At 72.3% G+C, this 26,174-nt stretch carries 31 protein-coding genes; 15 read left to right on the forward strand and 16 right to left on the reverse strand.

The window, feature by feature from the left end:
* Positions 1 to 11: 11 nt before the first annotated feature.
* Both ABZX11_RS34705 and ABZX11_RS34710 read left to right on the forward strand, forming a co-directional pair.
* Complete coding sequence (locus ABZX11_RS34705) at positions 12 to 914, forward strand: MarR family winged helix-turn-helix transcriptional regulator (protein WP_354921187.1); 903 nt, start codon at positions 12 to 14, stop codon at positions 912 to 914.
* Positions 914 to 1,807: an NAD-dependent protein deacetylase gene (locus ABZX11_RS34710; RefSeq protein ID WP_354921190.1), complete on the forward strand. Its 894-nt coding sequence runs from the start codon at positions 914 to 916 to the stop codon at positions 1,805 to 1,807. Before ABZX11_RS34705 ends, ABZX11_RS34710 begins: the two co-directional genes overlap by 1 nt.
* Here the strand turns inward: ABZX11_RS34710 and ABZX11_RS34715 are convergent.
* The 3 genes from ABZX11_RS34715 to ABZX11_RS34725 all read right to left on the reverse strand — a co-directional run bounded on the left by ABZX11_RS34715 (position 1,758) and on the right by ABZX11_RS34725 (position 3,936).
* The gene (locus tag ABZX11_RS34715; protein ID WP_354921193.1) at positions 1,758 to 2,345 is read right to left on the reverse strand and encodes a TIGR03086 family metal-binding protein; all 588 of its coding nucleotides are present in this window, start codon (positions 2,343 to 2,345) and stop codon (positions 1,758 to 1,760) included. The two genes, ABZX11_RS34710 and ABZX11_RS34715, sit on opposite strands and share 50 nt — an antisense overlap.
* A 161-nt stretch (positions 2,346 to 2,506) precedes the next feature.
* Positions 2,507 to 2,962 (reverse strand): group II truncated hemoglobin, encoded by a 456-nt coding sequence (locus ABZX11_RS34720; protein WP_354921196.1) that lies wholly within the window; start codon positions 2,960 to 2,962, stop codon positions 2,507 to 2,509.
* A gap of 32 nt (positions 2,963 to 2,994) precedes the next feature.
* The gene (locus tag ABZX11_RS34725; RefSeq protein WP_354921199.1) at positions 2,995 to 3,936 is read right to left on the reverse strand and encodes an NAD(P)/FAD-dependent oxidoreductase; all 942 of its coding nucleotides are present in this window, start codon (positions 3,934 to 3,936) and stop codon (positions 2,995 to 2,997) included.
* A 77-nt stretch (positions 3,937 to 4,013) separates the two neighbouring features.
* On the opposite strand from ABZX11_RS34725, the gene ABZX11_RS34730 reads away from it, so the two are divergent.
* Positions 4,014 to 4,601 (forward strand): XRE family transcriptional regulator, encoded by a 588-nt coding sequence (locus ABZX11_RS34730; RefSeq protein WP_176170029.1) that lies wholly within the window; start codon positions 4,014 to 4,016, stop codon positions 4,599 to 4,601.
* Here ABZX11_RS34730 and ABZX11_RS34735 read toward each other — a convergent pair.
* Positions 4,598 to 5,086 carry an N-acetyltransferase family protein gene (locus tag ABZX11_RS34735; protein ID WP_354921202.1) on the reverse strand — a complete coding sequence of 163 codons (489 nt, stop codon included), beginning with the start codon at positions 5,084 to 5,086 and terminating at the stop codon, positions 4,598 to 4,600. The genes ABZX11_RS34730 and ABZX11_RS34735 overlap by 4 nt on opposite strands.
* 18 nt (positions 5,087 to 5,104) lie before the next feature.
* Between ABZX11_RS34735 and ABZX11_RS34740 the strand changes: the two genes are divergently transcribed.
* The 3 genes from ABZX11_RS34740 to ABZX11_RS34750 all read left to right on the forward strand — a co-directional run bounded on the left by ABZX11_RS34740 (position 5,105) and on the right by ABZX11_RS34750 (position 8,782).
* Positions 5,105 to 5,674 (forward strand): XRE family transcriptional regulator, encoded by a 570-nt coding sequence (locus tag ABZX11_RS34740; protein ID WP_176170027.1) that lies wholly within the window; start codon positions 5,105 to 5,107, stop codon positions 5,672 to 5,674.
* Positions 5,675 to 5,894: 220 nt separating this feature from the next.
* Positions 5,895 to 7,079, forward strand: a complete 1,185-nt coding sequence (gene tuf, locus ABZX11_RS34745; protein WP_354921205.1) for an elongation factor Tu — start codon at positions 5,895 to 5,897, stop codon at positions 7,077 to 7,079.
* Between the two features lie 209 nt (positions 7,080 to 7,288).
* Positions 7,289 to 8,782: a glycoside hydrolase family 28 protein gene (locus ABZX11_RS34750; RefSeq protein ID WP_354921364.1), complete on the forward strand. Its 1,494-nt coding sequence runs from the start codon at positions 7,289 to 7,291 to the stop codon at positions 8,780 to 8,782.
* A gap of 43 nt (positions 8,783 to 8,825) precedes the next feature.
* Here the strand turns inward: ABZX11_RS34750 and ABZX11_RS34755 are convergent, their stop codons facing one another.
* Both ABZX11_RS34755 and ABZX11_RS34760 read right to left on the reverse strand, forming a co-directional pair.
* A complete protein-coding gene (locus tag ABZX11_RS34755) occupies positions 8,826 to 9,041 on the reverse strand; it encodes a hypothetical protein (RefSeq protein ID WP_176170025.1) in 216 nt (71 codons plus the stop codon).
* A gap of 141 nt (positions 9,042 to 9,182) precedes the next feature.
* Positions 9,183 to 9,566 (reverse strand): OsmC family protein, encoded by a 384-nt coding sequence (locus ABZX11_RS34760; protein ID WP_354921208.1) that lies wholly within the window; start codon positions 9,564 to 9,566, stop codon positions 9,183 to 9,185.
* A gap of 75 nt (positions 9,567 to 9,641) precedes the next feature.
* Here ABZX11_RS34760 and ABZX11_RS34765 point away from each other — a divergent pair, with 75 nt between their 5' ends.
* Both ABZX11_RS34765 and dmpG read left to right on the forward strand, forming a co-directional pair.
* Complete coding sequence (locus ABZX11_RS34765; protein WP_354921211.1) at positions 9,642 to 10,541, forward strand: acetaldehyde dehydrogenase (acetylating); 900 nt, start codon at positions 9,642 to 9,644, stop codon at positions 10,539 to 10,541.
* Entirely contained in the window at positions 10,538 to 11,563 is a 1,026-nt protein-coding gene (gene dmpG / locus ABZX11_RS34770) for a 4-hydroxy-2-oxovalerate aldolase (protein WP_354921213.1), read from the forward strand. The genes ABZX11_RS34765 and dmpG overlap by 4 nt, the downstream gene beginning before the upstream one ends.
* A gap of 299 nt (positions 11,564 to 11,862) precedes the next feature.
* Here the strand turns inward: dmpG and ABZX11_RS34775 are convergent, their stop codons facing one another.
* Positions 11,863 to 13,377 (reverse strand): FAD-dependent monooxygenase, encoded by a 1,515-nt coding sequence (locus ABZX11_RS34775; protein WP_354921216.1) that lies wholly within the window; start codon positions 13,375 to 13,377, stop codon positions 11,863 to 11,865.
* A 65-nt stretch (positions 13,378 to 13,442) separates the two neighbouring features.
* Between ABZX11_RS34775 and ABZX11_RS34780 the strand changes: the two genes are divergently transcribed.
* A complete protein-coding gene (locus ABZX11_RS34780; RefSeq protein WP_354921219.1) occupies positions 13,443 to 14,075 on the forward strand; it encodes a TetR/AcrR family transcriptional regulator in 633 nt (210 codons plus the stop codon).
* A 108-nt stretch (positions 14,076 to 14,183) separates the two neighbouring features.
* Positions 14,184 to 14,786 carry a LysE/ArgO family amino acid transporter gene (locus ABZX11_RS34785; protein ID WP_176170018.1) on the forward strand — a complete coding sequence of 201 codons (603 nt, stop codon included), beginning with the start codon at positions 14,184 to 14,186 and terminating at the stop codon, positions 14,784 to 14,786.
* On the opposite strand, the gene ABZX11_RS34790 is transcribed toward ABZX11_RS34785, so the two are convergent.
* The 8 genes from ABZX11_RS34790 to ABZX11_RS34825 form a co-directional block, all read right to left on the reverse strand.
* Complete coding sequence (locus ABZX11_RS34790) at positions 14,787 to 15,266, reverse strand: methylated-DNA--[protein]-cysteine S-methyltransferase (protein ID WP_354921223.1); 480 nt, start codon at positions 15,264 to 15,266, stop codon at positions 14,787 to 14,789. It abuts the gene before it with no gap.
* Positions 15,263 to 15,637 carry a hypothetical protein gene (locus ABZX11_RS34795; protein ID WP_354921226.1) on the reverse strand — a complete coding sequence of 125 codons (375 nt, stop codon included), beginning with the start codon at positions 15,635 to 15,637 and terminating at the stop codon, positions 15,263 to 15,265. Before ABZX11_RS34795 ends, ABZX11_RS34790 begins: the two co-directional genes overlap by 4 nt.
* Positions 15,634 to 16,347, reverse strand: a complete 714-nt coding sequence (locus ABZX11_RS34800) for a 2OG-Fe(II) oxygenase (RefSeq protein ID WP_354921229.1) — start codon at positions 16,345 to 16,347, stop codon at positions 15,634 to 15,636. The genes ABZX11_RS34795 and ABZX11_RS34800 overlap by 4 nt, the downstream gene beginning before the upstream one ends.
* 103 nt (positions 16,348 to 16,450) lie before the next feature.
* Positions 16,451 to 17,044 carry a methylated-DNA--[protein]-cysteine S-methyltransferase gene (locus ABZX11_RS34805; protein WP_354921232.1) on the reverse strand — a complete coding sequence of 198 codons (594 nt, stop codon included), beginning with the start codon at positions 17,042 to 17,044 and terminating at the stop codon, positions 16,451 to 16,453.
* Complete coding sequence (locus ABZX11_RS34810) at positions 17,041 to 17,517, reverse strand: sigma-70 family RNA polymerase sigma factor (protein ID WP_176170014.1); 477 nt, start codon at positions 17,515 to 17,517, stop codon at positions 17,041 to 17,043. Before ABZX11_RS34810 ends, ABZX11_RS34805 begins: the two co-directional genes overlap by 4 nt.
* Before the next feature lie 35 nt (positions 17,518 to 17,552).
* Positions 17,553 to 18,317: a putative protein N(5)-glutamine methyltransferase gene (locus ABZX11_RS34815; RefSeq protein ID WP_354921235.1), complete on the reverse strand. Its 765-nt coding sequence runs from the start codon at positions 18,315 to 18,317 to the stop codon at positions 17,553 to 17,555.
* 12 nt (positions 18,318 to 18,329) lie between these two features.
* Positions 18,330 to 18,824: a L,D-transpeptidase gene (locus ABZX11_RS34820; protein WP_354921238.1), complete on the reverse strand. Its 495-nt coding sequence runs from the start codon at positions 18,822 to 18,824 to the stop codon at positions 18,330 to 18,332.
* Between the two features lie 94 nt (positions 18,825 to 18,918).
* Positions 18,919 to 20,292: an APC family permease gene (locus ABZX11_RS34825; RefSeq protein WP_354921241.1), complete on the reverse strand. Its 1,374-nt coding sequence runs from the start codon at positions 20,290 to 20,292 to the stop codon at positions 18,919 to 18,921.
* Positions 20,293 to 20,464: 172 nt separating this feature from the next.
* On the opposite strand from ABZX11_RS34825, the gene ABZX11_RS34830 reads away from it, so the two are divergent.
* The 5 genes from ABZX11_RS34830 to ABZX11_RS34850 all read left to right on the forward strand — a co-directional run bounded on the left by ABZX11_RS34830 (position 20,465) and on the right by ABZX11_RS34850 (position 24,968).
* Positions 20,465 to 20,959 (forward strand): Lrp/AsnC family transcriptional regulator, encoded by a 495-nt coding sequence (locus ABZX11_RS34830; RefSeq protein WP_176170011.1) that lies wholly within the window; start codon positions 20,465 to 20,467, stop codon positions 20,957 to 20,959.
* A 117-nt stretch (positions 20,960 to 21,076) separates the two neighbouring features.
* Complete coding sequence (locus ABZX11_RS34835; protein WP_354921244.1) at positions 21,077 to 22,444, forward strand: aspartate aminotransferase family protein; 1,368 nt, start codon at positions 21,077 to 21,079, stop codon at positions 22,442 to 22,444.
* 235 nt (positions 22,445 to 22,679) lie between these two features.
* A complete protein-coding gene (locus ABZX11_RS34840) occupies positions 22,680 to 23,888 on the forward strand; it encodes a cytochrome P450 (RefSeq protein ID WP_354921247.1) in 1,209 nt (402 codons plus the stop codon).
* Between the two features lie 32 nt (positions 23,889 to 23,920).
* On the forward strand, positions 23,921 to 24,310 hold the full coding sequence (locus ABZX11_RS34845; protein ID WP_176170008.1) for a hypothetical protein: 390 nt from the start codon (positions 23,921 to 23,923) through the stop codon (positions 24,308 to 24,310).
* 4 nt (positions 24,311 to 24,314) lie between these two features.
* The gene (locus ABZX11_RS34850; protein ID WP_354921251.1) at positions 24,315 to 24,968 is read left to right on the forward strand and encodes a response regulator transcription factor; all 654 of its coding nucleotides are present in this window, start codon (positions 24,315 to 24,317) and stop codon (positions 24,966 to 24,968) included.
* A 52-nt stretch (positions 24,969 to 25,020) separates the two neighbouring features.
* Here the strand turns inward: ABZX11_RS34850 and ABZX11_RS34855 are convergent, their stop codons facing one another.
* Positions 25,021 to 26,160: a S8 family serine peptidase gene (locus tag ABZX11_RS34855; protein WP_354921254.1), complete on the reverse strand. Its 1,140-nt coding sequence runs from the start codon at positions 26,158 to 26,160 to the stop codon at positions 25,021 to 25,023.
* Positions 26,161 to 26,174 lie beyond the last annotated feature (14 nt).

Consider the following 26,174-nt stretch of genomic DNA (forward strand, 5'->3'; position numbering starts at 1 on the left):
ATAGTCAGAGAATGCACCGGGAACTGGTCGACGGTGTCCGGCGGTTCAACCGGACGGTGACGCAGCGGATCGGCGCCCTGGACGACGCCTTCCTGTCCCGCACGCGTCCGCTGGGCCAGGCCCGGGTGCTGTGGGAGATCGGCGAGACCGGGCGGGACGTCCGTGACCTGCGGCAACGGCTCGACCTGGACTCCGGCTACCTCAGCCGCCTGCTGCGAAGCCTGGAGCGCGACGGGCTGGTGCGCGTCGGGCCCAGCCCGGACGACGCACGCGTCCGGACCGCGTCGCTCACCGAGGCGGGGCTGGCCGAACGCGCCACGCTCGACCGGCTCTCCGACGACGCGGCCGCGACCCTGCTGGCTCCGCTGTCCGGCGGCCAGCGCACCCGGCTCGTCGCCGCGATGGCGGAGGTGGAACGACTGCTGACGGCGTCGGCGGTCGAGGTCGCCCCCTGCCCGCCGGGGCACCCCGACGCCCGGTTCTGCCTGCGTGCCTACTTCGCCGAGCTGGCCGAGCGGTTCGAGGACGGCTTCGACCCGGCACTCAGCACCTCCGCGGCCGACGCCGAGATGACGCCACCGGCCGGGGTGCTGCTGGTCGCCACCCTGCACGGCGAACCCGTCGGGTGCGGTGCACTGAAGCTGCCCGGCGCGGCGGTCGCCGAGGTCAAGCGGATGTGGGTCGCGCCGTCCGCGCGCGGCCTCGGGCTGGGGCGGCGGCTGCTGAGCGAGCTGGAGGCCTCCGCGTCCGACGCCGGCGTCCGCACGCTGCGGCTGGAGACGAACCGCGCGCTCGCCGAAGCGATCGGCCTGTACCGCGCCGCCGGGTTCCGGGAAGTCGCGCCGTTCAACGACGAGCACTACGCCGATCACTGGTTCGAGAAGATCCTTCCCGGCCCACGTACCCTGGCCTAGTGCGGACCCGCCCGACCCTCTCCTGGACATCACCGGACGCGCCGCTGCCGCGGACGTCCAGCCTCGACGAGCTGACGGACGTCGTCGCGCGCGGGCGCGTGGTCGTGCTCAGCGGGGCCGGGCTGTCCACCGAATCCGGCATCCCCGACTACCGCGGCGAGACCGGCAGCCTGCGCCGGCACACGCCGATGACCTACGACGAGTTCGTCGGCAGCGCCGAGGGGCGGCAGCGGTACTGGGCGCGCAGCCACCTCGGCTGGCGCACGATCGCCCGTGCCGATCCCAACGACGGCCACCGCGCGGTGACCACCCTGCGCGAGCGCGGGTACGTCGGGGGCGTCATCACGCAGAACGTCGACGGCCTGCACCAGGCGGCAGGCACCGCCGACGCGGTCGAGCTGCACGGCAGCCTGGACCGCGTGATCTGCCTGGACTGCCGCCGCACCAGCCCGCGCGCGGAGCTCGACCGCCGGCTGCGCGCGGCCAACCCCGGCTTCACCGGCGCGGCCACCCGGATCAACCCGGACGGCGACGTCGAGCTGCCCGCCGACGTCGTCCGCGGGTTCCGGCCGGTCCCGTGCGAGGCGTGCGAAGGCGTCCTCAAGCCGGACGTGGTGTTCTTCGGCGAGAACGTGCCGCGGCCGCGGGTCGAGCAGTGCTACCGGCTCGTCGACGACGCCGCGGCGCTGCTGGTCCTCGGCTCGTCCCTGACAGTGATGTCCGGGCTCCGGTTCGTCCGTCACGCGGCCAAGGCGGGCAAGCCGGTGGTGATCGTCAACCGCGGCGAAACCCGCGGGGATCGCTACGCGGCGGTGCGGGTCGACCGGCCGCTCGGGCCCGCGCTCACCGAACTGGTCGCCCGACTGGGTGCGGAGCGCGGCCGAACCGCGTGAGCAGCCGGTCCTGCCGGGACGCCCCGGGCGCGGCGGGCGGCGGTTCGGCGAAGACCCGCGGGCCCACGGCGAGCCCCGCGAAGATGCGGTCGTGGTGCTCGTCGATCCACGCGACCAGGCCGGGGTCGAGGGTCTCGTCCGCGCCGAGCGCGCGGGCGAGGTCCCAGGTGTGGATGGTGCTGTCCGTGGTGCGCACGGCCAGCACCCGCCGGCCGGTGAGCTCGCCGAGCGGGTAGTCGACGACGCGGTCCAGTGCGCCCTCCTCGGTGAAGGCGGCCGCGCAGGCCCGGACCGAGCTGGTGAACGCGGCGAGGGGATCGTCTCCGAGGGCGTCTTCGTCTCGGCGGGCCAAGAACTCTTCCCCGGATGCGCCGCGCAGCAGGGCGACGTAGCTGAGGTTGCCGCGGGCCATGTGGTTGACCAGCGCACGCACGTCCCACTCGGAGCACGGCGTCGGGGCGTGCCAGCCGTCCGGTGGCACCGCGCGCAAGTGGTGTTCGAAACCCCGGGAAGCGAGGAGGAACCGGTCGAGGAGCATGGTGGCCAGTCTGGCCCGGCGCGTGACCGGGCACTCGCGGATATCGGACGCGGTGGACGAGCCGGTCCGGGCGGGTGGGGGGAACCCGGCCCCGGACCGGCTCTGGCGACGGACCTCCACAGCCGGTCGTCGCCTGCAAGACGCGGGGGCCGCCCCGGTCGTTACACCGGCTGCAACCCGTTCCACGACCAGCGGGGCACCAGCAGGCCGGCGGGCACCCCGGCGGGCGGGCCCGGGTAGGTGAGCACCTCGGCCACCGCCCACTCCATGTAGGACTTCAGGGCGGCGCGGAACTCCGGGTCGGCCGGCAGGCCGGCGTCGTCCGCGGCCTGCGCGAAGCAGCGCACGAACCGGCGGCCGAGGTCGGTCATGTCACCGTTGCCCGCGTGCATCCGCAGCATCGCCGAGTGGTCGCTGCACTCGGCCGAGAACCGCGGCGGCCCGCCCATGACCTCGGCCCAGTACCAGGCGAGCCGCTCGACGTGCTGCGGGTGCTGGTCCTGCTTCGAGAACGGGTGGTTCAGCTCCGGGTCGGCCAGGCAGCGCTCGTGGTGGGCGGCGGCCAGCGCGCGGAACGCGGGGTCGCCGCCGGCGAATTCGTACAGCGTCGGACGCATTCGCCGAGCCTGGCACGCCGGGGCGCCGCAGGCTAGCGCGCTCCGGCGGCCGCGCGTTCCGCGGCGGGGGAGAAGCCGCCGAGCGCGCCGACCGCCCGTGCGACGTCCTCGGTGACGAGGTCGTGGTTGAGCGCCCCGGCGGCGGCCGCGCCCTGGGCGGCGGCGATGATCACCGTCGCCCGCGCGTCGACGACGTTCCCCGCGGCCCACACCCCGGGCACACCGGTCTTCCCGGACGCGTCGACGTTGCCCTCGACGTGGCCGAGGTCGCGCAGCAGCTGGTCGTGCGGGACGGTCCGGGTGCGGAGGAACAGCGCCGTGCGCGGCACGAACCGGGCCCCGAGCTCGACGCCGGTGAGATGGCCGCCTTCGCGCCGGACGGCCGTCACCACGCCCTCGGCGACGCGGATGCCCCGCGCGTCCAGCCGCTCGCGGTCCTCTTCGGACAGTGCCTCGGTGTGCGGGAAGTAGACGACGTCCGGCGACCACTGGCGGACCAGCAGCGCGTGCTCGACGCTCGCGGGCTCGGTGCCGAGGACGCCGAGTGGCTGGTCGCGGACCTCGTAGCCGTGGCAGTAGGGGCAGGTCACCGCGTCGGTGCCCCAGCTTTCCCGCAGGCCGGGCAGGTCCGGCAGGTCGTCGTGGACGCCGGTGGCGACCAGCACGCGCCGGGCGGTCAGCGCCCGCCCGCTCGCCAGCCGGGCGGTGAAGCCGTGGTCGAGCCGGGTGACGCGGTCTTCGAGGAGTTCCACGCCGTAGCCGCGGAGCTCTTCGCGGCCGATGCCCAGCAGTTCCGACGGCGGCAGGCCGTCGCGGGAGAGGAAGCCGTGCATGTGCGACGCCGGCGCGTTGCGCGGGGCACCGGCGTCGACGACCGCGACGCGCCGCCGCGCCCGGCCGAGCATCAGGGCGGCGCTGAGGCCCGCGGCGCCGCCACCCACCACCAGGACGTCGAAGCTGTTGTTTTCGGTCATGCCGCCACCATGACCCCGGCTTCGCGAATCCGACAACTTATGTTGCCGTTTCCGGGACAAGCGGGTTTCCTGGAGGCATGACGGACGCGATCACCCAGGCCCTCGCCGAGGTCGGCCCCCGGCTCAAGCGGGTCCGCACGCAGCGGCGGGTCACGCTGGCCGACCTGTCCGAGGCGACGGGCATCTCGAAGAGCACGCTGTCCCGCCTCGAATCCGGCCAGCGGAAGCCGAGCCTGGAGCTGCTGCTGCCGATCGCCCAGGCCCACCAGGTGCCGCTCGACGAGCTGGTGGGCGCGCCGGAGGTCGGGGACCCCCGGGTCCGGCTCACCGCCCGCCGCATCCCGCGCCACAACGGCGCGGCGATGACGGTGCTGCCGCTGACCCGCCAGCCGGGCGCGCCCCAGGCGTTCAAGATGATCCTGGAACCGGAGACGGGTGAACCGGATCCGCAGGTCCACGAGGGGTACGAGTGGCTCTACGTGCTCTCGGGCCGGCTGCGCCTGATCCTGGCCGACCGGGACCTGACGCTGGGCCCGGGTGAGGCGGCGGAGTTCGACACGCGCCTCCCGCACTGGTTCGGCGCGGTCGACGGCAGGCCCGCGGAGATCCTCAGCCTGTTCGGCAAGCAGGGGGAGCGGCTGCACCTGCGGGCGAAGTCGCGTTAGCCCAGCTCGCGCTGCATGAGCAGGGTGTCGAGCCAGCGGTCGTGCTTGAAGCCGACCCGGCGCAGCACGCCCGCGTCGGTGAACCCGGCCGCGGCGTGCAGCCGCCGTGACGCCGGGTTGCCGGAGTCGACGATGACCGCGATCGCCTGCCGGGCCCCGGCTTCCCCGCACCGCTTCAGCAGCGCGTCGAGCAGCCGCCGGCCGTGACCCCGGCCGGCGGCCCGGTGCGCTAGGTAGATCGTCGTCTCCACGGAGAACCGGTACGCCGGCTTCGGCCGCCACGGCGTCGCCAGCGCGTAGCCGAGGATTTCGCCTTCATCGGCGAGCACGAGGAACGGCCACGTGGTCTCGCGGATCTTGGTGCGCCACTGCTCCGGGGTCGGCGGTGTGGTCTCGAACGTGAAGACGGAGTCGGTGACGTACGGCGCGAACACGGCGGCGATGCCTTCGGCGTCGGCCTCGGTCGCTTCCGCTATAGTGGACATGGCCGCTATTATAGAGGAATGATCGATCCGGTGGCGCTCGGCCGCCACCTCCACGAGCTGCGCACCGGCCGCGGCCTCGCCCTGACGGCGCTGGCCCGGCAGGCCGACGTGAGCGTCAGCATGCTTTCGGCCATCGAGCGCGGCGAGAAGACGCCGACGGTCGTGGTGCTGTCCCGGATCGCCGACGGCCTCGGGCTGCCGGTCTCCCGGTTGCTGGCCGGCCTGGAGACCGACCGGGTGATCGTCCGCCGCGCGGCGGAGCAGGACCACATCGCCGAACCGGGCGGCTGGCACCGCACGGTGCTGACGCCGGTCGTCCCCGGCGTCAACTTCGAGTGGGTCCGCACGACCCTGCCACCCGGGTGTGACGCGGGTGCTTTTCCGGCGTACGCCCCGGGTTCCCACGAATTCGTCGCCGTCGAGTCGGGTGAGCTGTGCCTGGGTGTCGGCGAGGCGGAGTACGTGCTGGCGGCGGGGGATTCGGTCTACTTTCCCGCCGACGTCACGCATTCCTACGCGAACCGCGCGGGAAACCCTTGCGTGTACTCGGTTGCCGCGTTGATCATGCGGCCCCGGAAAACCGGGTGACACCGCGCCGCAGCACGTGACACCCTCCTGGGCATGTTCCCCGTGTCCGACAGCGCGACGCTCGCAGGCTTGTCCCTGCCGAGCGCCCTGTCGGCACGGCTGACCGGCGCTCGAAGCTGACCCTTCCCCGATTTCCCCCGCCCTGGGCGCGAAACCGCCGGGGGAGGGTCGATGCGCTCCGCCGGTTTCGCGCACATCCGTTCCAGCGCAGGGAAAACCCATGACCAAGCAACAGTACGTGCGGACCAAGCCGCACCTGAACATCGGCACGATGGGGCACGTCGACCACGGCAAGACCACCCTCACCGCCGCCATCACCAAGGTGCTCGCCGAGCGGGGCGGTGCCGACTTCGTCGCCTTCGACCGCATCGACCGCGCGCCGGAGGAGGTCGAGCGCGGCATCACCATCAACATCGCGCACGTCGAGTACGAGACGCCGACCCGGCACTACGCCCACGTCGACATGCCCGGCCACGCCGACTACGTCAAGAACATGATCACCGGCGCGGCCCAGCTGGACGGCGCCGTGCTCGTGGTCTCGGCGCAGGACGGCGCGATGCCGCAGACCCGCGAGCACGTCGTCCTGGCGCGCCGGATCGGGGTCGGGCACCTCGTGGTCGCGCTCAACAAGGCCGACCTCGCCGACGACGAGGAGCTGCTCGACCTGCTCGAACTCGAGGTGCGTGAGCTGCTGACCCGCTACGGGTTCGACGGCGACGCCGTGCCCGTGGTCCGGGTCTCCGGGCTGCGCGCGCTGGATGGCGACCCGAAGTGGACGCAGCGGATCCTCGACCTGCTCGCCGCCGTCGACGAGCACGTGCCGATCCCACCGCGGCGGCTGGACCTGCCGTTCCTGATGCCGATCGAGAACGTCCTGACCATCACCGGCCGCGGCACCGTCGTGACCGGCGCGGTGGAGCAGGGCACCCTCGCGGTCGGCGACGCCGTCGAGGTGATCGGCCTCGGCCCGGCGGTGACCAGCGTGGCCACCGGGCTCGAGACGTTCGGCAAGCCGATGGACCGCGCCGAGGCGGGCGACAACGCCGCGGTGCTGCTGCGCGGGGTGAAGCGCGGCGAGGTCCGGCGCGGCCAGGTGGTCTGCCTGCCCGGCAGCGTCCGGCCGCACCGGCGGTTCCGCGCGGACGTCCACGTGCTCTCGGCCGCCGAGGGCGGCAGGCGGACGCCGTTCGCGGCGAACTACCGCCCGCAGTTCCACTTCCGCACCAGTGACGTCGTCGGCGTGGTCGCCCTCGCCGAGGGCGTCCCGCTCGTCCGGCCGGGCGACACCGCGGAGCTGACGGTGGAGCTGGGCCAGCCGGTCGCGATGAGCCCGGGCCTCGGGTTCGCCATGCGCGAAGGCCGGCTGACGGTCGCCGCCGGCACGGTCCGCGAAGTGCTGGACTGAAGATCGGGCTCGTCCCCGCTCGCGGGCGGGGACGAGCTTGACTCATCCGATCTTTTGCTCTTAGCTGAAGAAGCATTCCCGATCCGCCGTCGGAAGCACCGTTCTGGGCTTCTGCCGTGGCGAGAAAGGGAGCTGGAGTGGGAAGAGCGTTGAGCCGCCGCCGTGTCGTCGCTTGGGGAGCCGCCGGTGCGGCCGGGGCCGCCCTGCCATTGGTCGGATCTCCGGCGGCCGAAGCCGAGGATTTCGGGAGCTCGCCGGGCCGTTTCTTCGACGTCACGAAGTTCGGCGCGAAGGGCGACGGCCGCACGATCGACACCGCCGCGATCAACCGCGCGATCGACGCGGCCGCCACCCGCGGTGGCACGGTGTACTTCCCGGCCGGGACGTACGCGAGCTACTCGATCCACCTCAAGAGCAACATCGCGCTGTACCTCGGCGCCAACGCGACGATCCTGGCCGCCGCGCCGGCCGGCGGCCAGGGCTACGACCCCGCCGAACCGGGCGCGGGCAACCCGTACCAGGACTTCGGGCACAGCCACTGGCACAACAGCCTGATCTGGGGCGAGAACCTCGAGAACGTCACCATCGAAGGGCCCGGCAAGATCGACGGCAAGGGCCTGGTCGCCGGCGGCAGCGCGGAATCTGCACCGCTCAACGGGAACAAGGCGATCGCGCTCAAGCTGTGCCGCAACGTCGCGATCCGCGACATCACCATCGTCAACGGCGGGCACTTCGGCATCCTGCCCACCGGCGTCGACAACTTCCGCATCGACGGCCTGGTGATCGACACCAACCGCGACGGCATCAACATCGACTGCTGCAAGAACGTGCGGATCGCCAACACCACGGTGAACTCGCCGAACGACGACGCCATCGTGCTCAAGAGTACGTACGCGCTGAACCAGGTGCGCGACACGGAAAACGTCACGATCGACAACTGCTTCGTCAGCGGCTACGACCTCGGCACGCTGGTCGCCGGCACGTTCAAGACCTCGTCGTCGTACGGGCGCACCGGCCGGGTCAAGTTCGGGACCGAGTCCAACGGCGGCTTCCGCAACATCGCGATCTCCAACGTGGTCTTCGAGCACTGCCGCGGCCTGGCGCTGGAGACGGTCGACGGCGGCCGGCTCGAGGACGTCACGATCAGCAACCTGACGATGCGCAACGTCCAGATGCCGCTGTTCCTGCGGCTCGGGGCCCGGCTGCGCGGGCCGTCCGGAATCCCGGCCGGGTTCCTGCGCCGGGTGAGCATCAGCGACGTCACCACGATCGACGCGGACCCGCGTTACCCGTCGTGCTTCGCCGGGATCCCAGGGCATCCGATCGAAGACGTCAAGCTGAGCAACATCCGTCACCACTTGGCCGGTGGCCTGACGCCGGGTGACGCGGTGCAGAACCCGCCGGAGCTGGAGACCGCGTACCCGGAACCGTCGATGTTCGGCACGCTCCCGGCCTACGGCTTCTTCGTGCGCCACGCGCGGGGAATCAGCTGGGACAACGTGGACGTGCGGTTCGGCAGGCCCGACACCCGCCCGGCGTTCGTCCTGCGGGACGTCGCCGACGCCGACGTGCACCACAGCCGTGCGGACCAGGTGGCGGGCACGCCGACGTTCGTCCTCGACGGGGTCGACGACTTCCGGGTGAGCGCAGGCCGTCCGGTGCCGGAGGCCCGGGTCGAGCACGCGGATCACCAGGAGCTGTGAGGGATTCCGGTCGGGTCCCGCCGCCGCAGCGGGACCCGGCCGGTCAGCGGCCGCGCAGTTTCGGGCGGACCAGGCCGACCACGGACATGCCGATCAGGGCCACCGCGGCCACCGCCGCGATCACCGTCAGGACGGGCGCCCGGCTGTCCGTGCCGGTCAGGCTGAGAATGCTCGACACGAGCAAAACCGCCCCCACGCCCAGGAAGATCCAGCACAGCGCAGCGGTTTCCGGGATGAAGTGCCAACGCCGTTCGGCCATCGAAACCTCCTCGATCGGGTGCTCTTGTCGCCAACTGCCCCGATCGCGAGTCGATCAAACCGGCGGGGAATCGGCCATGACTGGCACCTGGCGACCAAGGCGTCGCAAACCTGCCGGGTTCGTCGCCGCGGCGGTGGTGGTTCAGGGTGCGCGCCGCACCGGCGGTCCAGCCCGCAGGGCCCGCGGGATCTCGGCGACGTCGTCGACCACCGCGAGCAGCCGGTCGAGCTCTTCGGCGGTGGCCGCCGAGTCCAGCTCGACCGAGTAGGTGATGCCGGTCGACGCCCACGTCGTCGTGTCGAACCCGCCGGTGGCCGTCACCCGCACGCCGGCCAGCTCGATGCCGAGCCGGTCGGCCTCGCGGTACAGGTCGTTGAGGACGCACCCGGCCGCGGCGAGGTGCAGCAGGTGGCCGCCGGTGAACTCGGTGTCGACGCTGACCCCGGCGGAGGTCCAGCGGTGGGGGAACCGGACGCCGGTGCCGCTCAGCAGCGACCCGGCCCCGGCCACGACGTCGAAGGCCATGGGCCCAGTTTCGACGTTCCGCTGGTCGGAACACAAGCCTGGGCCGGGTGACGGGCGTGGTGCGACGGTCGGGGCATGGCTCCCGTGATGGCGGCGATCGTCGGCCCCGGCAACATCGGCACCGATTTGCTGGCGAAGCTGCGACGCAGTGAAGTGATCGAAGTCGGCTATGTCGTCGGCGTGGTCGAGTCGGACGGCCTCGAGCGGGCCCGCGCGCAGGGCATCGCGGCCTCGGCCGAGGGCGTCGACTGGCTGCTGCGCCAGGACCCGTTGCCGCAGCTGGTCTTCGAAGCGACGTCGGCGAAGGCGCACGCCGCCAACGCCCCGCGCTACGAAGAGGCCGGCATCCAGGCGATCGACCTGACTCCGGCGCACCTCGGCCCGATGGTGTGCCCGCCGGTGAACCTCGGCGCGCACCTCGAAGCCCCGAACGTCTCGATGATCACCTGCGGCGGCCAGGCCACGATCCCGATGGTGCACGCCGTTTCCCGGGTCACGACGGTGCCGTACGCCGAGATCGTCGCGTCGGTCGCTTCGCGGGGCGCGGGCCCGGGAACGCGGGCGAACATCGACGAGTTCACCCGCACGACGTCGCAGGCGGTGGCCGAGATCGGCGGCGCCGGGCGCGGCAAGGCGATCATCATCCTCAACCCGGTCGAGCCGCCGATGATCATGCGGGACACGGTGTTCTGCGCGATCCCGCTCGACGCCGACCGGGAGGCAATCACCGCGTCGATCCACGAGATGGTCGAGGAGGTCCGCAAGTACGTGCCGGGCTACACGCTGCGGGCGGACCCGCAGTTCGACGACGCCCGCGAGGACTGGGACGGCAACGCGCGCGTCGGCATCTTCCTGGAGGTCCGCGGCAACGGCGACTACCTGCCCGAGTACGCCGGGAACCTCGACATCATGACCGCCGCGGCCGCCCGGGTGGGCGAGCTGATGGCGCACGCTAAGCAGGAGGTGCCCGCGTGACCCGGCCCGGCTTGCGCCACGACGTCCGGATCGTCGACACGACGCTGCGCGACGGCAGCCACGCGATGGCCCACCGCTTCACCGAGCAGCAGGTCCGGGACACCGTCCGCGCGCTCGATCGCGCGGGCGTCGAGGTGATCGAGGTGACCCACGGCGACGGCCTCGGCGGCTCGTCGTTCACCTACGGCTTCTCCGCCGTCGACGAGCTGAAACTGATCGCGGCAGCGCGCGAAGAGGCGAAGCAGGCGAAGATCGCCGTGCTGCTCGTGCCGGGCATCGGCACGGCGGAGGACCTGCAGCGCGCGTTCGACGCGGGCGCGGAGATGGTCCGGGTCGCGACGCACTGCACCGAGGCCGACGTCTCGCCGCAGCACTTCGGGCTGGCGCGCGAACTCGGGATGGAAACGGCCGGGTTCCTGATGATGGCGCACCGGACGCCGCCGGAGGACCTGGCGAAGCAGGCCCGGATCATGGTGGACGCGGGCTGCCAGGCGGCGTACGTGACGGACTCGGCGGGCGCGCTGCTGATGCACGAGGCCCGCGCCCGGTTCGAAGCGCTGGTCGCCGAGGTCGGCGACACGGCGTGGGTCGGCTACCACGGGCACCAGAACCTCTCGCTGGGCGTGGCGAACTCGGTGCTGGCCTACGAAGCGGGCGTCCGGTACATCGACGGGTCCCTGTGCGCCCTCGGCGCGGGCGCGGGCAACTCGCCGACGGAGGTCCTGGCTGCGGTGTTCGACCGCCTGGACATCGACACGGGCCTCGACGTCGGCGGCCTGCTCGACGCGGCGGAGGAGGTGGTCCGCCCGTACCTGCACCGCTGGCCGAAGATGGACCGCAACGCGATCGTCCAGGGCTGGGCCGGGGTCTACTCGAGCTTCCTGCTGCACGCCGAGCGCGCGGCGGAGCGCTACGGCGTCCCGGCACAGGCGATCCTGCGCCGCTGCGGCGAACTCGCGCTGGTGGGCGGGCAGGAGGACATGATCATCGACGTGGCGGTGCAGCTGGCGGCGGAGAAGTAGCCGTGCTCCCTTAGCGGGCGAACCGGTCGAGCGGCCGTGGATGAGCACCCGGGGATGCTCGCCAAGCGTCCGGCGCCGCGGATCACCGCGCCTTCCTCGAACCAGCCGGCGTGGTGAGCCGGACGAACGCCAGCAGCGCGCGTCGTCCGGCGGTCCACTATGGACTTCCAGGGGTACCCGGTAAGTCGCGGAAGCGTTGCCGCGCCTCGGGAAAAAATGCCCGGCGCCGCGGTCGGTCGTGTTGTGCCGCAACGACGTCGCCGGATGGGCGGGTGGAGTTCGATCACCCGCCCATCCTGTCAGGCGGGCGCGCCGAACCACCGGTGCAGCGACGCCTCGATGCCGGTCGTCGTACCGTCCTCGCGGGCCCAGGCGATGTGGCCGTCCGGCCGGACCAGCACGCCGGTCAGGGCCGGCTCGCTGTCGCACTTCGCCGTCAGCACGTTCACGCGCTCGGACCAGCGACCCGCCGTCTCGCGCAGGCCGGGGTTGTCGGCCAGGTCGAGCAGCAGCGCCTTGCCGTCGTGGAGGCGCTCGCCGAGCCGGGTGCCGTCGGCGAAGGCGAAGTCGGGCGCCGCGCGGCCGGTGAGGTCGTGCTCGCCGTCGATCGGGTAGCGGTGCAGCACGCCGGAGAGCTTCTTGGCCAGGTAGGTCGCGCCGTCGCCGGTGGCCAGCAGATCGGTGACGACCTGCCGCAGCGCCTTGGTCCGCACGTCGCTGCGCATCAGCGCGACCTGCGCCCGGGTCCACTCGAGGACCCACTCGCCGATCGGGTGCCGCTCGGTCGTGTAGGTGTCGAGCAGGCCGTCGGGCGCCCAGCCGTGGACCGTCGCGGCGAGCTTCCAGCCGAGGTTGACCGCGTCGCCGATGCCGAGGTTGAGGCCTTGGCCGCCGAAGGGGGAGTGGACGTGCGCGGCGTCGCCGGCCAGCAGCACGCGGCCCTGGCGGTAAGTGGCCGCCTGGCGGGCGTTGTCGGTGAAGCGGGTGGCGCTGTGCACCTTCGTCACCCGGACGTCGGCCCCGGACACCCGCCGGAAGCTGTCCTCGAGTTCCTGTGCGGTGATCGGCGCGTCCCGGTCCTCGGGCGGCCCGTCGAACTCGACGGTGAGGAACCGGCCGGGCGTCGGGCCGTGGACGTAGAGCCCGCCGGTGCCGTGCTGCCACCCGGCGGGCAGCGCGTCCGCGCCGGTCAGCTCGGCCATCGCCTGCCGCCCGGTGATGGCCGGATCGGTCCCGGGGAAGTCGAACCCGGCCAGCTTCCGCACCCGGCTGCGGCCGCCGTCGCACCCGACGAGCCACCCGGCCCGCACGGATCCGGTGCCGGAGAGGTGCACGGTGACGCCGTCGGCGTCGGCGTCGAACCCGGTGAGCTCGACCCCGCGCCGGACCTCGACCCCCAGTTCGGCGGCGCGCTCGGCGAGGATCGCCTCGACGGCCTGCTGCTGGATGACGACCACCCGGGCCGCGGGCCCGACGTCCCGGAAGGCGGGATCGTCGAAGTCGACCCCGTTCGACGTCACCATGATCCCGGCGAAGTGCCCGACCGGAACGGCCTTCGGGCCCCCGCCGCCCCGGGATTCGAGGAACTTCTGGATCTGCGCGAAGTTCTGCTGCACGACGGCGTCCATGGCGGGCAGCAGCCCCCGCCGGTAGAAGGCTTCGGCGGTGGTCAGGTTGACCGACCCCGCCTTGATCGTCTGGTCCGGCTCGGGCAGCCGTTCGACGACGAGCACGTCCACGCCCGCCAGCTTCAGTTCACAGGCCAGCATCAAGCCGACCGGTCCGCCCCCGGAGATCACCACATCCCTGTTCATGGCCCCGATGATGCACGGAAACTTTTACCGAGTCAAACTTTGGGCTCGGTCTATACTCTTTGCTCATGGCTGACCCCGGACTGCGCGAGCGGAAGAAGCAGGCCACGCGCCTGCTGATCTCGAACGTGGCCACTGGCTTGTTCATCGAGAGGGGCTTCGAGGAGGTGACGGTGGCGGAGATAGCCGAAGCGGCGGGCGTGTCGAAGATGACGGTGTTCAACTACTTCCCGCGCAAGGAGGACCTGTTCCTCGACCGCCACGCGGACCGCCTGGCGGAGCTGACCGAGGTGGTCCGCTCCCGGCCGGCCGGAGTGTCGCCGTGCGAAGCGTTGCGCCGTCACCAGCACTCGCTGTTGGCTTCGGGGCACCCGTTGTCGGGCGCCATCGCGGGCGGCCCGGGGTTCTGGTGGGTGCTGACGTCGAGCCCGGCGTTGATGGCCCGGTGGTACGAGCAGGAGAGGGAGATCGCGGATGCGTTCGCGGCGTTGTTGCTGGAGGAGACGGGCGAGGTGTTCCGGTCTCGGATGGTGGCGAACCTGCTGACGACGGCGATCACGACGGTGTTCGCCCACGCGATGGGCCGCATCGTGGCGGGAGATGACGCGGAGGTGGTCCGGCGGGAGCAGGTCGCGGTGATCGACCAGGCCTTCGACCTGGTGGAACACGGCGTGGACGACTACCCCGCGGCGACGACGTAAGCCTGCGGTTGGCGTCCACGGACCTCGATCTACGCACCATCACGATCGCTAATGTTGCGTAAGAATCTTTAGCTGGAGTAACGCTCTGCCCGCTCATACGGTGGCGGGGTGCTGCCTCTCCTCCTGGCCGGGTTCGGGACCGGCCTCTCGCTCATCGTGGCGATCGGCTCCCAGAACGCCTTTCTCCTTCAGCAAGGCCTGCGCGGTGGCGCCGTGGCTCCGCTGGTTGTCATCTGTGCTGTCTCCGATCTGGTGCTGATCGGGCTGGGGGTCAGCGGGGTTGGCGCTGTTCTGGAGCGGTGGCCGACCGCCATCGGGGTTGTTGCCGTCGGGGGTGGGCTCTTCCTGCTCGCTTACGGGGCGATGGCCGCGCGGCGGGCGTTGCGGCCTTCGGTCATGACCCTGGGGGAGGAGCGGACCTCCTTGCGGAAGGCCGTTCTTGCTTGTGTCGGCTTCACCTGGCTCAATCCGCACGTCTACCTCGACACCGTTCTGCTGCTCGGCTCGGTTGCCGTCGCTCATGGGGATGGGCGGTGGGTTTTCGGGGTGGGGGCCGGGGTGGCCAGTGCCGTCTGGTTCAGTGCTCTCGGGTTCGGGGCCAAACGGCTGGCCGGTGTGTTCGCCAAGCCGGTGGCGTGGCGGGTGCTGGATGTCGTGATCGCCGTGACCATGACCGGGCTCGGCCTCGGCATGCTGCTCAGCCGGGTTTGATCACCACAGTGCCGAGGCCGGTGGGCGCTCCAGGTCCAGGAGGAACTGCTTGCGCGGGATGCCGCCCGCGTAGCCCGTCAGCTTTCCGCCCTTGCCGACGACGCGGTGGCACGCCACCAGGATGCTCAGCGGGTTGCGGCCCACCGCCGCGCCGACCTCGTGGGGCAGTGCCTTCACCGTGCGCGCGAGGTCGCCATACGTTTTCGTGGTTCCGTAGGGGATCGACGCGATCTCCGTCCACACCGCACGGTCGAAATCGGGACCGGACGCCTGCAGCGGGACGTCGAACGTCGTGCGCTGGCCTGCGAAGTACTCCTTCAGTTGGCGGGCCGCCTCGGGGAACGCCGAGTCGTCGCGGTCGCCGAATGTCGTGCGGTCCGGGCGGGGCCAGTGGTTCGGGAAGTACAGGCCGGTCACGGCTGCTCGGTCGCCGACCACGGTCAGGGGGCCGATCGGGGAATCCAGTACTGCGTGCTTCATCGGGTCTCCCAGGTTGTGCCGTCCGCGTGCGCACCACGCAGGCCGGGAAGGGGGTAGCCGGCCAGGGCGGCCGTCGCGAACGTCCGGTGCGGGCTCCAGGCCGTCGACAGGAGCAGGCGCCGCGCCATGCCTGCCCAGCCTGCCGGGGTGGCGCTGACCACCCACGCCTCCGGCTCCGGCGTTGCGAAGCGGCGGGCCTGGCGCAGCCACGACGCCGCCGTCTCGGGCCAAGTCACGGTCGCCAGCACCGGGCCGCCCCACGCCTCGGCGATCCGGGCGGCGTCCGGCCGTGACGAGGAATCCGTGCCGATCACGATGTGCCGGGCGTGGCCGAGCAGGCCCAGCAGCGCTTCGAGTTCGAGCGAGGTCATGCCGCGTCGTGGAACACGAGGCCGAGCGTGTGTCGGCGGCCCGACCGGACCAGCGACACGCCGTGGCGTACCGGAGCTGCCGACCAGCCGCGGGCCGAGCGGACCGGCCTGTCGCGGGTGGTGAACACCAGGCCGTGCCCCTGCGGGACGAGCGTGGCGGTGGCGCGGGACTGCGCGCGCGGCCGCTGCTCCACCAGCAGGAACTCGCCGCCCGTGTGGTCGGTGCCCGGGTCGTTGAGGTTGATCACCACCTGGAGCGGGAACACCTTGTCGCCGTAGAGATCCCGGTGCAGCGCGTTCCAGCCGCCGGTCTCGTAGCGCAGCAGGATCGGTGTCGGCCGCCGCTGGCCCGCGGCGTGGCAGACCGCCAGCCACTCGTCCAAAGTGGACGGCCACTCGGCCTCGCGGCCGAGACGCGCGGCCCAGTCCTGCGCGATCGGCAGCAGCCGCGGGTAGAGCGCCTGGCGGAGTCGCTGCACCGGCTCGGGGAAGGGCGAAGCGAAGTAGTGGTAGTCACCGTTGTCCCCGAACCGGTGACGGCGCAGGTTGACGGTCGCCCGGAAGCGCGACGGCTCGTCCCATAGCGCGACCAGCCGCGCGCACTCGGCGGGGGTCAGCAATTGCGGCAGGAGCGCGCAGCCGTAGTCATCGACCTCGGCGGCCACCGCGGCCCAATCGGCCCCGGCGACGCGCTCTTCGAAGGTAGTCACGCTGCTTCCTCGGTCGGTGCGGTCGGCTTCAGGTGGGTGCACTGGCCGCCGAGCGTGGCGATGCGGTGCCCAGGGAGCGCCGTCGGCGGTGGTGGTGTGGTGATCACGCTGCCTCCATGGTCAGGAGGATCCGCTTGGCTTCCTCACCGCCCGCGTACTGGCCGTACGAGCCGTCCGAGCGGACGACGCGGTGGCATGGCAGGACCACCGGTACCGGGTTGAGTGCGCATGCCGTGCCCACCGCGCGGACCGCCTTGGGGCTTCCCGCCGCCGCTGCTACCTGGGCGTAGCTTTCCGTTCGGCCGTACTCGATGTCGGTCAGGTGCTCCAGCACGGCCCGGCGGAAGCCGCGGGCCAGGCGGAGGTCCAGTGGGACGTCGAAAGCCTGCCGCTCGCCGGCGAAGTACTCGTCGAGCTGGCGGGCCAGCGGGTCGAAGCGGGACGGGGCCCGGAGGATCCGGGGGCTGATGACCGCCGCCAGTTCGGCCAGCGCGGCGTCGTGGCCCTGGCGGTCGAAAGCCACCTTCACCAGGCCCTGCTCGGTTGCCGCCAGCAGCAGGGGCCCGACCGGGGAGTCGACCGTGTGGTAGGCGACGTCCAGCAGGCCCTCACGCGCGGCGTCGGTGACGAGCCGCTCGTGCAGCACCCGCGAGTCGAGCAGGACCTCGTCCCCGAAGAACTGGAACATGTCGATCATGAGTGCGCTCCTTCCAGGGGGTAGCTCGCCCGCAGTGTCCTGACGCCGTCGGCGGCCGCGCGGCGGGCCGCTTCGGTGGTGCCGCCGGTGATCTCCGCGATTTCGCGGTACGGCAGCCCGGCCACGTAGTGGTAGGCGACGGCGAGGCGCTGCTTCTCCGGCAACCTCGCCAGCGCGTCCCACAGATCGCCGTTCCACCCCTCCGCGCGGCCCGGCCGGTCCGGGACCTCCTCGACCGGGACGGGGCCGCGGGCCTGCGCGCGGGTGACGTCGATGGCCTTGCGGTGCGCGATCGTGACCAGCCACGCCTGGACGTTCGCGTCCGCGGGCAGCTCGGGGTACGCCTTCAACGCGGCCAGGAAGGTCTCCGACCAGGCGTCTTCGGCGTCGGCCTTCCCGAGCACGGCCCGGCAGACCCGGAGGACCATCGGCCCGTGCTCGGTCACGACTTGCTCGAACGGTTTCGCGATCACACCAGGTAGACGTCCGGGAGGGCCGGAACGTGAGGTCACGATTTCGCGGTACCGGTCACGACGGTCGCGCCCAGGTCGTCGCAGGAGTGCACCCGTGGTGACAACCCCGCGGCAGCAAGGATTTCCGCGAGCACCGGAGCCTGCCGCTCGCTCGATTCGATCAGCAGCGTCCCACCCGGCGCGAGCCACTCCGGCGCGCCCGCGGCGACGCGCCGGGCGAGGTCCAGGCCGTCCGCCCCGCCGTCGAGCGCCACCAGCGGCTCGTGCAGGCGCGCTTCCGGCGGCATCGTCGCCACGGCGTCCGAAGGCACGTACGGCACGTTCGCCAAGAGCACGGAGACCCGGCCGCGCAGGGACGACGGCAGTGCGTCGTAAAGATCGCCTTGGTGGACCCGGGCAAGGGGGAGGTTCAGCCGCGCGCACGAAACCGCGGCGGGCTCGACGTCGGCGGCGTGCAGCTCACTCGGCCGGCGAGCGGCGGCGAAGGCGGCACCCAGCGCCCCGGAACCGCAGCACAGGTCGAGCACCACGGGATCCGGCGGAGCGAGCGAGACGGCGACGTCGACCAGGAACCCGGTGCGGTGCCGCGGCACGAACACCCCCGGCCGCACGGTGATGCGCAGGCCGTGGAACTCGGCCCAGCCCAGCAGGTGTTCCAGCGGCAGCCCGGCGACCCGCCGTTCGACGAGCGCGCCGAGTTCCGCGGGGGTCGTGGCGGCGGCGACGAGGAGGTCGGCCTCGTCCTCGGCGAACACGCAGCCCGCGGCGCGCAGCCGGGAAACGACGGTGTCGGTGTCCAACGGGGAAGGAGCCTACAAGACCTGCACCGCGTCCCCGACGTTCAGCCCGTCGAAGAAGGCCGCCGAATCCGCGTCGGACAGGTGGACGCAGCCGTGCGAAGGCGCGTCCAGCGGCCCGGCGTGGAAGGCGATGCCGCCGGCGGCGAAGAACACCGAATTGGGCATGTCGGTGCCGTACTCGCTGCTGCGGTGCTCGCGGTCCTTCCACACGACGTGGAACGAGCCCGCGGGCGTCGCCTGGTCGGGTGGCCCGAACCCGGCCGGGACCGGGCCGCGGACCACCCGGCCGTCGCGCAGCAGCCAGGCCAGCCGCTGCGCCAGGCTCACGCACGCGCCGGTCGTGACGGCGCACGGCGGCGTGGGCGGCGGCGTGGTCGTGGTGGTCGTCGGGGTGGCCGGCGTCGTGGTCAGCGGCGCCGGCTCGGCGATCGGGCTCGGCGTCGTGCCGCGCGGCGCCGAACAGGCCGCCGTGACCAGCACCGCGCCGAGCAGGAGCACCATGCGCATCCGTCGTCCCCTCGCCGAAGAACCTGCCGGGGGTCAATACGGGTGACCGGCCCCGAAGGTTGAGCGCGGGAGGATTACCCCGATCGAGTGGTGGCTATTCCTGCGGCACCGTGACGACCCACCGCCCGGGCCGCCGGCGCAGGTAGCCCCACCAGTACAGCGCCGACACCACCAGCACCCCGGCGGTGATGCCGAGGTCGAGTGCGCTCTGCTCGACCAGGACGTAGGCCAGCGCCGCGACGGCCAGCGAGGGCACGAGCGGCCACAACGGCATCCGCCACACGTGCGGCTTCCGGTGCGCGGCCCGGCGCGCACCGAGCGTGGCGGCCGCGACGCTCAGGTAGAGCGCGACGACGGCGACCCCGGTGACGCCGCTCAGCGTCTCCACCGGCACGAAGCAGAGGACGGCCTCGGACAGCCCGGTCACCAGCGTCGCGACCCACGGCGCGCCGAACCGCCCGCTCACCACGCTCATCGCGCGGTTGACCGGCGTCGGCCAGGCCTGGTCGCGGGCGGAGGCGTAGAGCACGCGCGAGTTCTGGATGACCATGACGATCACCGCGTTGACGATCGCCGCCGCGATGCACAGGCTGATCGCCACGCCGACGGCGCTGCCGCTCCAGCCGGTGACCAGCGCGGTCAGGTCGACGCCGGCCAGCGCGGCGGTGTCCGGCACGGCCAGCGTGATCGCCACCACCGGCACCAGGATGACGACGGCGCTGATGCCGAGCGTCCAGAACACCGTCCGCGCGACGGTCCGCCGCGGCTCCCGCATCTCCTCGGCCAGGTAGACGGCGGTGCTGAAGCCCTGCGTCACGAACAACGCGACGGCGAGCCCGGTGACGACGGCGATCAGCCCGATCCCGCTCGTGCCGAGGCTGGGCTCGACCAGCACCGCCGGGCTCTGCGTGGTGTGGGTGAAGCCGAGCAGGGACACGACGAAGATCGCGGCGATCTCGATGACCAGGAAGATCCCGGTGATCCAGGCGTTGGAGCGGAGGTTGAGCAGGCCCATCACGGTGCCGGCGAGCATGACGACCGCGCCGGCGACCGCCGGGCTGACGTCGACCACGGCGGCGAGGTAGTCGGCGACGCCGATCGCGATGATCGGCGGCACCACGAGGATGACGACGAACGACAGCATGAACGTCAGCCAGCCGGCGAACCGGTTCGCCACCGTCGTCACCATGGCGTACTCGCCACCGGCGCTCGGCACCAGCGTCCCGAGCTCTGAGTAGCAGAAGGCGATCCCGATGCAGAGCAGGACCGCCAGTGCGATGGCGAGCGCGGTGCCAGTGCCGAGGTCGGCGAACAGGCCGGGCACGAGGACGAACAGGGACGATGCCGGTGTCACGCAGCTGAGCGTCAGCAGCGTGCCGCCGCCGACGCCGATGGACCGGGTGAGCGTGCGGGGTGTCTTGGCGTCGGCGGCTCCGGCGACGTCGGGCGGGGCGGGAGTGCGGGGCATGGGCGTTCCCTCCGGCCGGGGTGCAGGGTGCGACGGATGGAACAGCACCGATTCGGTGTTGTCAACGGCCGGATGACGACCGATTTAGTTGTCTGACGGCGGTGGGGCATTCGGATTCAGTCACTCATCGTCACAGGCGTGGCGGGTTTGCCTGGCATCACCCGCGTCGGGGATGATCCGGGGCGTGAGCAGCCAGGACACCGCCGGCCGGCCCGCCCCGCCGGTGCTCGACGACATCTCGCGGCAGATCATCGCGCAGCTGCAGGAGGACGGGCGGCGCGCGTACGCGACGATCGGCAAGGCCGTCGGCCTGTCCGAGGCGGCGGTCCGGCAGCGGGTGCAGCGCCTGTCGGACTCCGGCGTCATCCAGATCGTCGCGGTCTCGGATCCCTTGCAGGTCGGGCTGTTCCGGCAGGCGATGATCGCGATCACCGTCGACGGCCCGCTGGAACCGGTCGGCGACGCACTGGCCGAAATGGACGAGATCGCCTACGTGATCCTCTGCGCCGGGCGCTACGACCTGCTCTGCGAGGCCGTCTGCGCCGACGACGAGGCACTGCTCCAGCTGATCTCGACGCGGATCCGCGCGCTGCCCGGCGTCCGGCACGCGGAGGCGATGGTCTACCTCAAGCTGCGGAAACAGACCTACCAGTGGGGTACTCGCTGACCGTGACGACGAAATCCGAAGCCCGCGGCGAGTTCGAGATCATGAATTAGTCGACTAAATTCGGCTGGACGACTGAATCGCTTGCGCTGCGGGGTGGACGCATGCGATAACCGGGGCATGACCACTTCCGCCGGCCTCGCCCAAGCCGCCCGCAGCAACCTCTGGATGCACTTCACCCGGCACTCCGCCTACGACGAGAGCGACGTCCCGGTGATCGTGCGCGGCGAAGGCCCGTACATCTGGGACGCCCGGGGCAAGCGCTACCTCGACGGGCTCGCCGGGCTGTTCGCGGTGCAGGTCGGCCACGGCCGCGAGGAACTCGCCGAGGCCGCGGCCCGGCAGACGAAGGAGCTCGCGTACTTCCCGCTGTGGGGCCACGCGCACCCGACGGCGATCGAGCTGGCTTCGCGGCTGGCGGCCGCGTCGCCGGGCGACCTGAACCGCGTGTTCTTCACCGTGAGCGGCGGCGAGTCGGTCGAGACGGCGTGGAAGCTGGCGAAGCAGTACTTCAAGCTCGTCGGGAAACCGGGCAAGCACAAGGTGATCAGCCGCGCCCTGGCCTACCACGGGACGTCGCAGGGCGCGCTGTCGATCACCGGCATCCCGGGCGCGAAGGCGGACTTCGAGCCGCTGGTGCCGAGCACCCTGCGCGTGCCGAACACGAACTTCTACCGCGCACCGGAGCACGCCGGCGACTACGAGGCCTACGGCCGCTGGGCCGCCGACCAGATCGAGCAGGCTATCGAATTCGAAGGGGCGGACACCGTCGCCGCGGTGTTCCTCGAGCCGGTGCAGAACACCGGCGGGTGTTTCGTGCCACCGCCCGGCTACTTCGCGCGGGTCCGCGAGATCTGCGACCGGCACGACGTCCTGCTGGTGTCGGACGAGGTGATCTGCGCGTTCGGCCGCGTGGGGTACGACTTCGCGGCCAAGCGGTACGGCTACCAGCCGGACATGATCACCACCGCGAAGGGGTTGACGTCGGGGTACGCGCCGCTGGGTGCGGTGCTGGCTTCGGAGCGGCTGATGGAGCCGTTCACGCACGGGGCGACGACGTTCATGCACGGGTCGACCTACGGCGGGCACCCGGTTTCGTGCGCGGTGGCACTGGCGAACCTCGACCTGATGGAGCGGGAGGACCTCTACGGCCACGTGCTGCGGCGGGAGGACGCCTTCCGGTCCACTTTGGACCGGCTGCTGGACCTGCCGATCGTCGGGGACGTGCGCGGGGCGGGGTTCTTCTACGGCATCGAGCTGGTGAAGGACAAGGCGACCAAGGAGACGTTCTCGGCGGAGGAGTCGGAGCGGGTGCTGCGGGGGTTCCTGTCCGAGGCGCTGTTCGAGGGCGGGTTGTACTGCCGGGCCGATGACCGTGCGGAGCCGGTGGTGCAGCTGTCGCCGCCGTTGGTCTGCGACCAGGCGGAGTTCGACGAGATGGAGCAGATCCTGCGGGAGGCGCTGACGCAGGCGTGGAAGCTGCTGTAGGAGTTCGGGGACGGCGCGGGGCTCGGCCTCCGGCCCCCGCTGTCCACGATACCGGCGAGCACCGACAGTTCCGGTCCTCCGGGCCGCATCGCTGGCCCGATCGGGCGGCGAACCCGCATCCGGGGCTCGACCACCCCGTTCCTGAGTACCGTGGAACGCGGGGGGACCGGGGAGCGGCCGGTGACCGGCCCGCCCGTGCCGCGCCGTTCGGCCGCGCACTCGGGAGGAGACACCCATGACCGCCACCACGGAAACTCCGCACCTGCCGTTCGAACGGCCCAACGTCCTGGACATCGCTCCGCTCTTCGAGGTGCTGCGCCGGCAGGGGCCGGTGGTCGCCGTGACCACGCCCGCCGGGGATCCGGCGTGGCTGGTCACCGGGTTCGAGCAGGTGCGGGCCGCCTTCACCGATCCGCGGTTCGGGCGGTCGCACCCCGCTCCCGAAGAGGCGTCGGCGCTTTCGGAGGCCGCCATCCTCAGCCGGCCGCAAGGTGACCACGAGACCGAACACGCCGAGCACGCGCGGATGCGGCGGATGCTCGTGCCCGCCTTCTCCGCCAACCGGATCCGGCGGCTCGCCGGGCACGTGCAGGAACTCGCTGACGGCTGCTTCGACGCCATGGAGGAGGCTCGTGACGGCGAGGGTCCCGTCGACCTGCACGAACACCTGTCGTTCCCGCTGCCCGTGCTGGTCATCTGCGAGCTGCTCGGCGTCCCCTCCGAAGACCGGGAGACCTTCCGGGTGCTCTCGGACCGGATGGGGCGGATGGACATCGGGGGCGGCGCGGACGCCGCGTTCGAGGAGTTCACCGCCTACATGAGCCGGCTCGCCGCCGTCAAACGGCGCGATCCCGGGCAGGACGTCGTCTCGGACATGGTGCGCGCGCAGGCCGACGATCCCTCCTTCGGCGACGACGACGTCGCCCGGCTCGCCGCGGGCCTGTTGTTCGCCGGGCACGAGACGACCTCGAACCGGATCGACCTCGGCGTGCTCTACCTGCTCACCGACCTCGCCCGGCGGGACGCGCTGGCCGCCGACCCCGAGGGGCGGGTGCACGGCGTCGTCGAAGAGATCCTGCGGCTGGCCGCGCCGAGCGGGCTCGGCGTCCTGCGGTACGCCCACGACGACGTCGAGCTCGGCGGCGTGACGATCGCCCGCGGTGACGCCGTCGTGCTGGCGCTCGGGGCCGCGAACCGGGACCCGGCGGTGTTCCCCGCCGCCGGGACGTTCGACGCCGAGCGGAAGCCGAATTCGCACGTCTCCTTCGCCTACGGCGGCTGGTTCTGCATCGGTGCCAGCCTCGCCCGCACGGAACTGCGGGTCGTGTTCGGGTCCCTGTTCCGGCGGTTCCCGGGGTTGCGCCTGGCCGTCGGCGTCGATGAACTCCGGATCCGGGCGAACCGTGTCACCGGGGGAGTGGACCGCGTGCCGGTCCTCTGGTAGACCAACGGCGGTCGGGAGCGGAGGAACAAGACGTGACGTTGTGGGACAAGCTCGGGATGGACGACAAGCTCATCAAGGTGCTGAAGGAGATCCCGCCGGGTCCCGACGCCGAGGAGTTCGGCCGGGCGTACGTCACGATCCACCAGCTGGCCGTCGAGCTGGACCAGCGCTTCCCCGAGGTCCGCAAGCAGCTGGACGTGCCGCTGGGCGGCGGCGCGACCCGGCACGCCGGGCTCGTCGAGCTGCTGGGCAAGGAACTGGTGGAGAAGATCAAGCGCTACGGCGACGTCTACCCGATCGAAGCCGCGCAGCTGTCGTCGGTGCGGTTCCGCGAGGTGCGGCTGCGCGGCCCGGGCGGCCGTGACCTGGTCGGGGCGTCGAAGACCGACCTGCCGCTGATCCGCCTGCGGCCGAAGGACTGAGGGGGTGCTCGCCCCGTCGCCGGTCCGGGTCCTGGTGGCCGAGCGCGACCCGGCGGTGCGGGCCCGCCTGAGCACCGTCCTCGACGAAGCGGACGGCATCGAGCTGGTCGGCGCGGTCCCCGACGCGGCGGCGGCCCGGGTCACGCTGCGCCGGCGGCTGCCGGACGTGCTGCTGCTGGACCTGCGGCTGAGCCGGCCGGAGGAGTTCCCCCACCGGCCGGCGGTGGTGGCACTGGCCACGTTCGATTCGGACGCCGGCATCCTGCGCGCCCTCCGCGACGGCGCATCGGGATTCCTGCTGCGGTCGGCCCCGCGCCGGGACGTCGTCAAGGTGGTCCGCCTGGCGGCGGATGGCCACGTCGTGCTCTCCCCGGACGCCTCCCGCCGGTGGGTCTCGGCGGCGACCCGGCTGTCCGGCCCCCGCGACGAGCGGCTGGCGGCGGTCGACCGGCTGTCGGCCAAGGAAACGGAGGTGCTCGCGGCGGTGGGCGCGGCGCTGACGAACACCGAGATCGCCGAGCGGCTGGAACTGCCGGAGCCGGTCGTGCGGGAGCACGTGGCCAGAGTGGTGCGGAAACTGGGGTGCGCGCACCGGACGGGCGCGGGGTTGCTGGCGTACGAGCGCGGGTTGTGCCGTCCGGGGCGCGAACCGGCCTGAACGGCTCTTTCCGGACGTCCGGCGCCGGGAAAGAGCCGCTCGGATCCGGTGATCAGAAGCCGGCCAGGCCGTTCGGCACGCCGACGCCCGTCGGGGCGTCATAGCCGGGGCCCGCGACGCACAGGTAGTCGCCGCCGCACTTCTTGCCGCCGCCGGCCGGGTCGTTGTTTCCCGAGGTCACGTCCGTGTACGCGCCCGCGTTCGCGTACAGGCCGGCGGGCTGGACCGCTCCCGCGTGCCCCGACCGGCCGATCAGGCCCGCGACGAACGGCGCCGACGCGCTCGTGCCGCTGACCGGCAGCCAGCCGCCTGCGTCCGCGTAGTGGACCGCGAGGTCCTCGGCCGCCGCCGCCACGTCCGCGACCGTGCGCTTGCCGCAGTGGGTGTCCCGCTGCCACTTCGGCTTGGCGATGTAGGCCGAACAGCCGCTGCCGCCGTACGTCCAGGCCTGCTCCGCCCAGCCGCGCGGGGCGTCCGGGTCGCGGGCCAGCGACGTCCCGCCGACCGCGACCGTCGAGGCCAGGACGGCGGGGTAGCTCGCCGCCGTGAAGCCGCTGTCGCCGGAGGAGGCCACCACCGTCACCCCCGGGTGCTGGTAGTGGCTCGCGTACGCCAGCGCCGCACCGCCTTCCCGGGCGCCGTAGCTGTTCGAGACGACCTTCGCGCCGAGCCGCACCGCGGTGTCCTCCGTCTCGGCCAGGTCCGCGAACCCGGGCGTGTTGCCCTCCACGACCAGGATCCGGCACGACGGGCAGGCCGCCGACACCATCGAGACGTCCAATGTGGACTCCAGCGCCCAGCCGAGGCTGACCTCCGGCAGCGGCGCCGCCGCACCCTGCTGGTTCACCTTCCGGAAGCAGCCGTTCGCCGTCGTGCACGGTGGCAGGCCGTACTGCGCCCGGTAGGCGGCCAGGTCGGCCTCCAGGTTCGGCGCGTCGAAGGCGATCGAGATGCCGACGACGGTGTCCGGTCCCGGCGCCGCGGGCAGGCCGTAGGCCGCCGCCAGGTCGTCGGCGCCCCAGCCGGCCGCCATTGCCCGGGTCGTGCCGGGCGTGAAGGTGGTCAGGCAGTGCAGGACGCCCGCCTGCTCGGGGCACGCCGCGCGGGGTGCCGGCGCGGCACTCGCGGCCGGCGTCACCGCACCGGCGAACGTCACCGCGGCGGCCAGCGCGACCAGCCATCTTCCGTTCACTGTGGACAGTCCCC

Origin of the sequence: Amycolatopsis sp. NPDC004169 (genome assembly GCF_040610315.1) — a bacterium.
Taxonomy (GTDB): Bacteria; Actinomycetota; Actinomycetes; order Mycobacteriales; family Pseudonocardiaceae; genus Amycolatopsis.